At 61.0% G+C, this 397-nt stretch carries 1 pseudogene; it reads left to right on the top strand.

Annotation, left to right across the window (positions count from 1 at the left end):
• Positions 1-397: pseudogene (locus tag FLO80_RS24130) on the top strand (DNA gyrase subunit B); the annotation flags it as partial.

Here is a 397-nt window from a genome sequence, read left to right as displayed (position 1 = left end):
CAAGCGCATCCGCGAGCTGTCCTTCCTCAACTCCGGAGTCGGCATCCTGCTGCGCGACGAGCGTACCGGCAAGGAGGAGCTGTTCAAGTACGAAGGCGGTCTGAAGGCCTTCGTCGAGTACCTGAACACCAACAAGACCGCGGTGAACGAGGTATTCCACTTCAACGTCCAGCGTGAAGAGGACGGCGTGGGTGTGGAAGTCGCCTTGCAGTGGAACGACAGCTTCAACGAGAACCTGCTCTGCTTCACCAACAACATCCCGCAGCGTGACGGCGGCACCCACCTGGCCGGTTTCCGTTCGGCGCTGACGCGTAACCTGAACAACTACATCGAGGCCGAAGGCCTGGCGAAGAAGTTCAAGATCGCCACCACCGGCGACGATGCCCGCGAAGGCCTC

Source organism: Aquicoccus porphyridii (assembly GCF_008369105.1).
Classification (GTDB): domain Bacteria; phylum Pseudomonadota; class Alphaproteobacteria; order Rhodobacterales; family Rhodobacteraceae; genus Aquicoccus; species Aquicoccus porphyridii.
The sequence above is the reverse complement of the archived record's forward strand: the minus strand, read 5'-3'. Positions and strand labels throughout refer to the sequence as shown.